General features: G+C 62.3%; 7 protein-coding genes and 1 pseudogene. 4 read left to right on the top strand and 4 right to left on the bottom strand.

Annotated elements, in window-relative coordinates:
- Positions 1-956, bottom strand: a pseudogene (locus tag IRZ24_RS12310) (hypothetical protein); the annotation flags it as partial.
- Between the two features lie 218 nt (positions 957-1,174).
- Here IRZ24_RS12310 and IRZ24_RS12315 point away from each other — a divergent pair.
- The 3 genes from IRZ24_RS12315 to IRZ24_RS12325 all read left to right on the top strand — a co-directional run bounded on the left by IRZ24_RS12315 (position 1,175) and on the right by IRZ24_RS12325 (position 4,238).
- On the top strand, positions 1,175-1,393 hold the full coding sequence (locus tag IRZ24_RS12315) for a hypothetical protein (protein WP_297164642.1): 219 nt from the start codon (positions 1,175-1,177) through the stop codon (positions 1,391-1,393).
- 385 nt (positions 1,394-1,778) lie between these two features.
- Positions 1,779-2,648, top strand: coding sequence for a 5-deoxy-glucuronate isomerase (iolB, locus tag IRZ24_RS12320; RefSeq protein WP_297164645.1), 870 nt, complete (start codon positions 1,779-1,781; stop codon positions 2,646-2,648).
- Positions 2,649-2,741: 93 nt separating this feature from the next.
- Positions 2,742-4,238, top strand: a complete 1,497-nt coding sequence (locus IRZ24_RS12325) for an FGGY family carbohydrate kinase (RefSeq protein ID WP_297164648.1) — start codon at positions 2,742-2,744, stop codon at positions 4,236-4,238.
- Positions 4,239-4,274: 36 nt separating this feature from the next.
- Here IRZ24_RS12325 and IRZ24_RS12330 read toward each other — a convergent pair whose 3' ends face one another.
- Positions 4,275-5,183 carry a class I SAM-dependent methyltransferase gene (locus IRZ24_RS12330; RefSeq protein ID WP_297164651.1) on the bottom strand — a complete coding sequence of 303 codons (909 nt, stop codon included), beginning with the start codon at positions 5,181-5,183 and terminating at the stop codon, positions 4,275-4,277.
- A 249-nt stretch (positions 5,184-5,432) separates the two neighbouring features.
- Positions 5,433-5,603, bottom strand: a complete 171-nt coding sequence (locus tag IRZ24_RS12335) for a hypothetical protein (protein WP_297164654.1) — start codon at positions 5,601-5,603, stop codon at positions 5,433-5,435.
- Between the two features lie 551 nt (positions 5,604-6,154).
- Between IRZ24_RS12335 and IRZ24_RS12340 the strand changes: the two genes are divergently transcribed.
- Positions 6,155-7,447 (top strand): cation:proton antiporter, encoded by a 1,293-nt coding sequence (locus IRZ24_RS12340; RefSeq protein WP_297164656.1) that lies wholly within the window; start codon positions 6,155-6,157, stop codon positions 7,445-7,447.
- 16 nt (positions 7,448-7,463) lie between these two features.
- On the opposite strand, the gene IRZ24_RS12345 is transcribed toward IRZ24_RS12340, so the two are convergent.
- Positions 7,464-8,954, bottom strand: a complete 1,491-nt coding sequence (locus tag IRZ24_RS12345; RefSeq protein ID WP_297164659.1) for a ribonuclease H-like domain-containing protein — start codon at positions 8,952-8,954, stop codon at positions 7,464-7,466.
- Between the last annotated feature and the right edge of the window lie 131 nt (positions 8,955-9,085).

The raw sequence follows: 9,085 nt of genomic DNA on the forward strand, positions 1-9,085 counted from the left end.
GTGTCAAAGGTGACAAAGGCGCCCGAACCGGGGCCAGAGACCGTCACGTCCGGGTGCTGGCGGGCCTTCTGAACGAGGGCGGGGGAGGGCTGAACCCCTCGGGCAAGCTGAGCCTGGGCCGCCTGAACTGCGCTGACCTGCGAGGCTACTTGACTACCACCACGCGCGCTGCGGCTGCCAGTGCTGATGGCGCCGTTATGCCAGGTGCCGATAGAGGCGAAGGGCTGGCTGAAGCTGGCCCAGAAGTAGAGACGGTAGACGTCGCTGGCTCCGCAGAAATGACCACTGCTGACCCAGCCCGAGATCGTTCGGTTGGCCGGATCAATGCTAACCTCGGCGTCAAAGGCACCGTTGGCGGAGCCAGCGACATTCACCAGCATGGTGGCGGTCTGCCCACGTGGATAGGTGAAACGTCCGATGCCGCTGCGCTGGGTTACGCTGAGCTCGACCTTGATGCCGTTGTCCAGCGTGACAGCATAGTAGCCGGCGCTGGCCTGCTCGTTGCTGTGGGAGAAGGTGGCAATGTAGCGCGAGGGATCTGCCGCCGGCGAGTCGCTGACAGCACCAAGGTAAGGCATGAAAGGAACGTCGCCGTAGGCGCTACAGCCGGCACCGCTGAGATGGGTCAGGCTGAAGCCGCGCAGGCGATTGTCGTTGTACCAGTAGCCGCCAGGTACGTAGCTGACGGTGTCGGGACTCCATTGGACCATACCAAAGGGGAGATCAGCCCCAGGAAAGGTATCGCCACCGCCGAAGGGCGCTCCCTCTTGAATGCCGGTCCCGGTGAAGGGATCTACTCGGTCGGCAAGGTTGCTGACATGGACAGGTGCCGGCGTCTGCTTTGTCTGGTGTGCTGCCCATGCTGATGATGGAGAACCGGTCAACGAGATGACTAGCAGTAGGCTCAAGATGACAAAGGGAAGGAGCCAGGATCTGACGCTTGTGAGGTACTTCATGGTGGCGTTCTCCTTATCTCGCTCGTCGAGCGACAGCCGTGTCTTGCTTTGACAGGCTGCCGGCCAGCAAAAGAAGACGATGGCAGACTACGCCGCCCTCGGCTGATGCCTCGCATCGCCGTTCCGCCTGACAACAAGGGTGATCTTGCTGCACGGCATGCAGCCCGGCCAGAAGAGGCCAGGCTCCGCCTTGCTCTGTCAATGGAAGCGTGGCGACGATGGCAACGCTCCAGGCCGAGGCCATTGGTGGCAAAGATTGGCTCCGGGCCATGCTCCCCCAGCCGGCCCTGATAACTTGGGAGCTACCTCCACGGGAAGGGCACCCGCCAGCCGGCTCGGTCGCTGAGACCCTCCGTAACCGGCTGGCACTTCCCGAGTTAATTGGTACATTTGATTATCTTACTTTCATCAGGAGTAATCATACACCGTCCCCGTAAGATAGTCAAGTGTACCAACCAACCGCAGTGCTTGCGCCACAGCACAGACAGCAACGGTTCAGAGAGGCGCGTGAGCAAGGTTTTGCCGTCTGCCAGGTCCCATGTCTCGCGACGAGGAACGGCACTGACTGAGGCGTTTGCTGGTCAGCTTAGCCCAGGCGAGGCGAGGTGAGATTAGACAATGCGAAGGCAAGGCAAGAGGGGAGAGCGTTCTCATTGGCGCATTTCGCCCCTATTCAAGGGCCACCGTGCTCGATTATCATTGTTAAGAGGGTGAGATGAGAAGAGCAGAGAGCACTGGCCGGCTGGCTAGCTGGGAAAGCCTTCTCTGAGCCATAAGTCTGTCCATGTCGAGTGCACACAGGCACAAACAAGGGAGTATGGTATGGGTTTGCTCATTCGTCCGACACCGTTGCCAGCTCAGGCTGAGGCGCCGCATGTGCGCTTAGCCGTTACCCCCGCCTCGGCTGGCTGGCAGTACGTTTCTTTCATGGTCTATCACTTGCGAGCGGGCCAGCGCCTTAGTGGGGCGGCGCAGGGGCAGGAGACCCTGGTGATGATCCTGGCAGGTATAGGCGAAGCCCGCCTGAACGGCCAGATGCTTGGGGAGGTAGGTGAGCGTTTGAGCGTCTTTGAGGATCGTGCTCCCTATGCCCTTTATCTCTCCGTTGATGGGCACTATGAGCTTGTCTGTCGCTCCGAGCGTATGGAAGTGGCCATTGCCGCGGCGCCCCCCACAGAGCAGCAGGTGCCGGCGCGTCTGATCGGGCCTGCCGATATCAGTCTGGAGATCCGTGGTTCGGGCCAGACTGAGCGGCGCATTCGGCACATTCTGGATACCGACCAGGAGGCCGAGCGTCTGATCGCTGTCGAGGTGATCACGCCGGGAGGCAACTGGTCGTCGTTTCCACCACACAAGCATGATACCGAGAATCCGCCGCACGAGTCCTATCTTGAGGAGACCTACTATCACCATATCCAGCCGGCGGACGGTTTTGCCATCCAGCGCGTCTACAGCTACGACGGGCTGGACGAGACGCTCACGGTGCATGATGGTGAGCTGGTTCTAGTGCCGCGCGGCTACCATACTGTGGCAGCGGTGCCGGGCTGCGACCTGTACTATTTGAATGTGATGGCTGGGCCGCGGCGTGCCTGGCAATATCAGGTTGATGCGGCCTTCCGACGCCTACTGCCGCCCTCCGGCTCGATTACCGGCACCGTGCTCCGTCCTGGTGCCCCAGCCTCGGGCCGCTAAGCTCGACCTAGTCCGCTCAGCCAGTGTGTGCGTGGGTGCTCGAGCAAGCAGAGCTGGGAAGCGAGCCACAAGGAAAAGGGAAAGGAGGCCGTCATGGGAGCAATTACCGCGCTTCTCGGGATCGATCTGGGCACGAGCGCGGTCAAAGCGGTGATCCTCGACCTGGAGGGGCGTTTGCTGGGCGTGGGGCGGGGCGAATATGCGCTGCTGACGCGGCGGCCTGGCTGGGCCGAGAGTATTCCAGCCGACTGGTGGCGAGCGACGCGGCTAGCTGTGCGCGAGGCGCGCGAGCGTGCGCCACAGTGCCAGATTGTAGGGCTGGGCCTGGCTGGCCAGATGCATGGTATCGTTATGGTTGATGCTGATGGGCAGCCGACACGGGCCGCTATGCTCTGGCCTGATCGGCGCGCCGAGAAGGTGCTTGCTCGCTTCCGTGCCCTCCCCGCGGCCCTGCGACAGCGTCTGGCCAATCCGCTTGTTCCAGGGATGGCCGGCCCTTTGCTTTGCTGGCTTGCTGAGCACGAGCCGGCCTGCTATGCCCGCTCAGCGCGGGCGCTCTCGCCGAAGGATTGGCTACGTCTGCGTCTGACGCGGCGCCGAGCGGCAGCCCAGCAGGCTGACAGTCTGGTCACGGAGGCCAGCGATGCCTCGGCAACGCTGCTTTACGATCTTCCAGGGGACTGCTGGGCCGAAGAAGTGATCGCTTCGCTGGGCCTGCGCGCCGATCTGTTGCCGCCGCTGATGCCATCGACGGCGCGGGCTGGTACTCTCTCGTCCGAGGCCGCCGCTGCCTTGGAGCTGCCCGCCGGCCTGCCGGTAGCCGCGGGTGCCGCCGATGTGGCTGCGGCCCTATTGGGCGCCGGAGTGCTTGCTCCGGGCACGCTTTTGCTCAGTCTCGGCACCGGGGCCCAGCTTGTACTGCTCTGCGACGAGCCGCAGCCCGATCCCACCTTGCGCACCCATCTTTATCGCGCTGCCGATGGCCGCCATTGGTACCGTATGGCGGCGGTTCAGAATGCCGGGTTGGTTCTCGACTGGTTGCGGCGCCAGCTTCACGCTGACTGGTCAGAGGTCTATGGCAGTCTGGAGCAGATTCCGCCGGGCTCCGAGGGGCTGATCTTTGTCCCTAGCTTGACGCCCGAGCGCCCTCACTACAGCGGGCCGCAGACGGGGGCTTTCCTGGGGCTGCGCCTGGAGCATAGTCGCGCTCACCTCTTGCGTGCGGCGTTGGAGGGGGTAGCTTGTGGTATTCGTCTGGCGCTGGAGCGCCTGCCCGGTGCCAAGGAGGTCGGTAGCCTGCTGGTCGCTGGCGGTGGCAGCCTCCACCCGGCCTGGCGCCAGTTGCTTGCCGATCTGCTGGGGCGTCCCTTGCTCTCGCTGGAGGCGGCAGAGATCACTGCTCGCGGGGCGGCTCTCCTGGGCGGCCTGGCCGCCGGCATCTGGAGCGAGAGCCAGGAGCTGGCTCGTCTGGCCCCCGCCCGCAGTGTGGTGACGACTCCGGGTGAGCAACAGGCGCGTTGCGCGATGCTCTATGCGCGCTATCTGGAACTCGTGGAGCGGGGCAACGAGGCGCAGCTGCTCTGGCAGTGAGTCTGGTCTTTGCGCCTTCTCTTCTTTCTGACCCGCTCACTTATTCTCATTCTCAGCGTCCGGCTTGTGTCCCCAGGCGTTTACGGCTACCGCCAGGCCACGGAAGTCATCAGCCTGCATCTCGGCCAGCGCCTGTTGAGCCAGTTGCCGTAGCTCTTCTTTGGTCGCCAGTCCCATTTGAATGAGGAACGGCTGCGAGACTTCCAGCAGGACCATGACGTCTTTGAAAAAGCTGTAGTGGGCCGGGGTTTCACTTGACCAGTCGATGGCGCTGGCCGACAGGCGTACTCGCTCAAAACCTGCCTGACGTAGCAGGGGCGCCAGTTGTGGCGTGATCCCGATATGACGCCCATCTGGGGAAAAGCTTTGACCAGCACGTTTGAGGGCCTGAAAGCTTAAGGCAAAAAAGCGCTCGGTCGCCTCGCTAGTGGTCAGCGGCCCCTCGGTATCGGTGAGGCAGAGCACGCCGCCGGGCTTGAGCAGGCGCCGGCATTCTTTGAGTAGCTCAGGCCAGGCCGCCGGCAGCATAAAGCTGCTCAGGAGTCGGCCATTGATGGCATCGAAGGTGGCCTCGGGGAAAGATAGCGGTTTCATGACATCCATTATGAGAAAGCGGGCATTCTCTAGCTGCCGTGATTGGGCCTGGGCGCGTGCGTATTCGATCATGCTTTGGCTGATATCGACGCCGATAAAGTCGACCTGGGGATACTGAAAGGCCGCTTCCAGGACCCACCCGCCGGGTCCGCAGGCTAGATCGAGCACGCGTCCCCCTTCCGGCAGATCTAGCCCTTCAGGAAAGATTCCTCCTACGGCCTCAATCGCCAGGCAGTTCTGTTGCATGAGACGCACTAGCTCCTCAGCCTGCTCGGTATCAATCGGATAGGTTGAGCCTGAGCTGACGCCATCTTCTGGTCTGGTCAGGTCATGCTCATCAGAGGAAACCATGACTTTGCTCTCCTCTTCGCTGCACTAAGGTCCGTGTTCTTTCAGACGTCCCTATCGCTCACGAGGCCGCCCACCGCAGAGGGAGCAGCTCAGTCAATGTCGTATGGTGTTGCACAAGATCCCATCAGGGCTATGTTGCTGGACGGTCTCGCTCCTTTTGCCTCTTTGCTGAGGATAGCAGAGAGGGCAACAATTGACAAGCCTTCATTTGGCTCAGCTACAAGCGAAGCGGGCAGACGAGCAAGCTGATCAAGTCCGAGGGTCGAGCAGAATCTTACCATAGGCCCGCCCTTCCGCCAGGGCGAGGAAGCCATTGGGGACAAGGCATTCGAGTGGGATCACGCGATCAATGACTTGCCTTTCCAGCTCCCCCTTATGCAAAGGGGGCCAGCGCCTCGGGCAGATCGATGGGGCAGACATGGGCGTTCGTTGTCAGCAGCTCTATTTCGCGCACGACTGCCGCGTGCAGGTCCAGGGGACACGGTTCAGCCTGCAGGCCTACAAGTAGGAGGCGTCTGGATGGATAGCGTTGTCGCTTCGCCGGCCTTGCTCGTGGTCCCTTTCTGCTGGAGCGCCCGGAGGCAGCCTTGTGCTTGGTCAATATGATGTAGAAGGACTTGCTACTTGCGCAGGAGCTTGGCCGGGCGGTGGATGTGTCGCTGCTGTCAGTGGCTCAGCGAACGAGCTATTGACAGCGGCGCGTGCCTTGGGCTTGGGGCAGGAGGATTTCGCGGTGATCTTCGATGTGCAGGCCCACCTGGCTGAGCCTGCCAGATCAGGCAAAGAGAGAGTCTGGCTTGACCAGGGCCGCAGCTAGCAGTAACGTGCCTGCGGCTACTGGCAAGCGGTGGCTGAGTTTCGGCCTGGCTGCTCGCCCACTCAAGGTTCCACTGGGCGCTCGGATCCTCAGATCAGGAGCTGCGAGTGGTCTGGCTGGCAGCCACCAGGCAAGGATGCAAGGAGGTCCGTCGGTGACAGAGACGCTTCTGCTGCAATTGGTGGTGATGGTGGCTGCAGTCCAGCTATGTGGCCTGGCGGGTCAACGACTGGGCCTGCAGCGCGTGATTGGCGAGATTGTGGCTGGGCTACTGCTCGGGCCGAGCTTTCTGGGACGACTGGCTCCGGCCCTGGAGCACTGGCTGTTTCCTTCCAGTAGCCTGCCCATGCTACAGACGCTGGGAGATCTGGGCCTGATTGTCTATTTGTTTGCCCTGGGGGCCCAGCTTGATGTTGAGCTGGCCTGGCGCCAGAGCGGGCGTGTGCTGCTGGTGTCGCTGGTGAGCATGCTTCTCCCCTTTGGTGGCGGGGCTGTTCTGGCCTGGCCTTTTTGGCCGACACTGGCAGGGCCACAGGCCAGGCTTCCGACCTTTGCTCTCTTGCTCGGCACTGCCCTGGCGATCACGGCTTTTCCGGTGCTGGCCCGTCTGCTCAGTGAGCGCGGGCTACAGCGCACGCCGCTGGGCATGGTGGCCCTGCTCTGCGCCGCTGTTGATGACGTACTGGCCTGGTGTCTGCTGGCCCTGACCTTAGCCCTCACACGCGTCTCCAGCTCCTTGCTGACGGTCGCTCTGACCGTTGGTCTGACACTGCTTTTTACGCTGGCGGCGCTCTTCCTGCTGCGTCCAGCTCTGGCCTGGTTGGAGCAGCGCCGTGAGGCCTCGTCGTTCTTGACCCCTCTGACGTTGCTCTTGCTCTTGCTGGGCGCCTACTTCACAGGCGCTATTGGGGTTCACCCGTTGTTCGGGGCCTTTGTGATGGGCCTCTGCCTACCCCGCAAGCCGGCTTTCCTCGGCGCACCGCTGGCGCTGCAGGAGATTAACAGCTTGCTTTTGCTCCCGCTCTATTTTGTTGCCAGTGGCCTGCGTACGCGCCTGGATCTGCTCACTGAGGGCAGGCTGTGGCTGCTGATGGGATTGTGGCTGCTGGTCGCTTGCGCCGGCAAGCTACTGGGCGGCTCGCTCGCTGCCCGCTGGACGCGGCTGGCCTCCTCGTGGCGTGAGGCGCTGGCCCTGGGGGCCCTGCTGAATGCGCGAGGCCTCGTCGAGTTGATCATCCTCAATGTCGGCCTGGAGGCCGGCCTGCTCTCGCCTCAGCTCTTTACGATGGGGGTTTTGATGGCACTGACGACGACGATCATGGCCTGTTGGCTGCTGCCTCTGACCGGGCTGACCAGGCAAGAGGAGACAGAGGCTGGAACGCTGCTCGCTGTAGGCCAGGGAAGCGCGTTGGATGAGCGGCACGACTTCCCTGAGCATGGCTCGTAGCGTATAGGAGGTAAGATCAGGACCCCGATGAGGCTGGGGCCTCCGGCAGCGTGCTGCGCAGGAACTCTGCCACGTGGGCCAGCGCGAGGACGTCTTCGGCGTTGTAGCGCATGATGAGTTCAACAGGCAAAGGCTCGCCGAAGACCCGGTATTCCTCATAGAGGAGGCCCGCCTCAAAGCCATCGAGGTCGCCACTAAACTGGAAACCGCACCAGCTAGCGACCTCTTTGAGCGACCAGCTCAGCAGCGGCAGTATCAGGATCTTTTTGAGCAGTCGCAGCAGGTCGAGCTTGGGTAAGGGCCACCAGCGCGCCAGGAGCGGCGGCGCCCAGCGGACGATTCCTTCCTCAATAGAGCGTTCGTCGAAGCGGTGACCGCTCCATGAGCAAAGCGTCGCCCCCGGATGGGCCGCGATATAGGCGAGAAACTCTTCGTACATGGCGCGGCGACGGCTCCTGTCCTCCTCGGGGACGGCCCATTGACGCAGTTCCCGTCCGTCGAAGACGCCGATCAGCCACGGTTCGGGCGCTCCTCCTCCTTGGAGAGGATCAGCGGAGGCTAGCCCCGTCTCCACATCGTAGAAGAGCAGAGGTGAGGGAAGCTGCAGCGATCCCAGCCAGATGGGCCGATTCTCCTCACAGGCGCGCAGGTAGCTCTCCAGAAGCAGGCGACGCCGCGGGCCAAATTGGATGGCCTTGAGCACCTCCGGCGGGGCTGTGCGTAGCTCATCCAGACGTGTGATGCCGTAGGCGGCCAGCTTCTCGGCACGCTTCGGCCCAATCTGCGGTCCCCGCAGGCGGGCGGGCGGTTCCAGCCAGGTCACCTTTGGGAGGGCCTCAGCCTCATCTAGCTCGATCAGGGCAACACGCGCGAGATCGGGATTGTTGTCGTCTGAGGCTCCATTGACAACCAGTGTGTTGCCTAACAGGGCCGTCTTGCCGCCACGCGAGTGGCAGTGACCACACAGGACAAGGGCCGGCTGCTGAGTGAGGATGAAGTCTTTGAGGGCTTCCGAGCCGAGACGGCTGAAACCGAAGCGAATCCCTATGTCGAGGCGACAGCCCGCCGGCGGCGTGTGCGAGACAACGACCAGGCGCCTCGCTGCTCGGCCCAGATGTCGGCGGGCCTGGTCCAGGTGTGCCCGGACTTTGCTCTCCGGGTGGAGAATCCTGCCAATGTTATTGCGTTCTCCCTCGTAAATAGCCCCTTCAATTCCTATGAATCCTATATCTTCGATCAGGAGCGGTTGCGCATGAAGATCATGGACACCCGGGGCCTGGAGAATGAGACGATCCTCCGGCCAGCAGTCGTTTCCAATGACTCCTAGCAGCCCATAACGCGCATAGCAGGCAAGGTGAGCAAAATAGTTGCGGTCGGCGGCAACCAGGAAACGCCGGACGTCGTCGCCGCCATAAATAATAACGTCAACAGGAGCTACCGAGTACAGTAGCTCTTCGACAAGCTCCAGCCGCTGGATGCGCCAATCCGAGAAAAAGAATATGCGCATAGCCGACAGCTCCACACGCTTTTTTTCGGCTGTTCCGGTCCGCCGGCCAGCACACGAGATGAGCCAGATCTCTATCCTGCGCCGGCACAGCGCCGACAGCTCCAAGACCTCTACTTATGCAGACGCAGGAG

The sequence above is a fragment of the Thermogemmatispora sp. genome (genome assembly GCF_019683755.1).
Taxonomy (GTDB): Bacteria; Chloroflexota; Ktedonobacteria; order Ktedonobacterales; family Ktedonobacteraceae; genus Thermogemmatispora.

Excerpts from the sequence above, each read along its gene's own strand:
- IRZ24_RS12315 (WP_297164642.1), top strand. The coding sequence starts at position 1,175 with ATGGCAACGCTCCAGGCCGAGGCCATTGGTGGCAAAGATTGGCTCCGG.
- iolB (WP_297164645.1), top strand. The coding sequence starts at position 1,779 with ATGGGTTTGCTCATTCGTCCGACACCGTTGCCAGCTCAGGCTGAGGCG.
- IRZ24_RS12325 (WP_297164648.1), top strand. The coding sequence starts at position 2,742 with ATGGGAGCAATTACCGCGCTTCTCGGGATCGATCTGGGCACGAGCGCG.
- IRZ24_RS12330 (WP_297164651.1), bottom strand. The coding sequence starts at position 5,183 with ATGGTTTCCTCTGATGAGCATGACCTGACCAGACCAGAAGATGGCGTC.
- IRZ24_RS12335 (WP_297164654.1), bottom strand. The coding sequence starts at position 5,603 with ATGTCTGCCCCATCGATCTGCCCGAGGCGCTGGCCCCCTTTGCATAAG.
- IRZ24_RS12345 (WP_297164659.1), bottom strand. The coding sequence starts at position 8,954 with ATGCGCATATTCTTTTTCTCGGATTGGCGCATCCAGCGGCTGGAGCTT.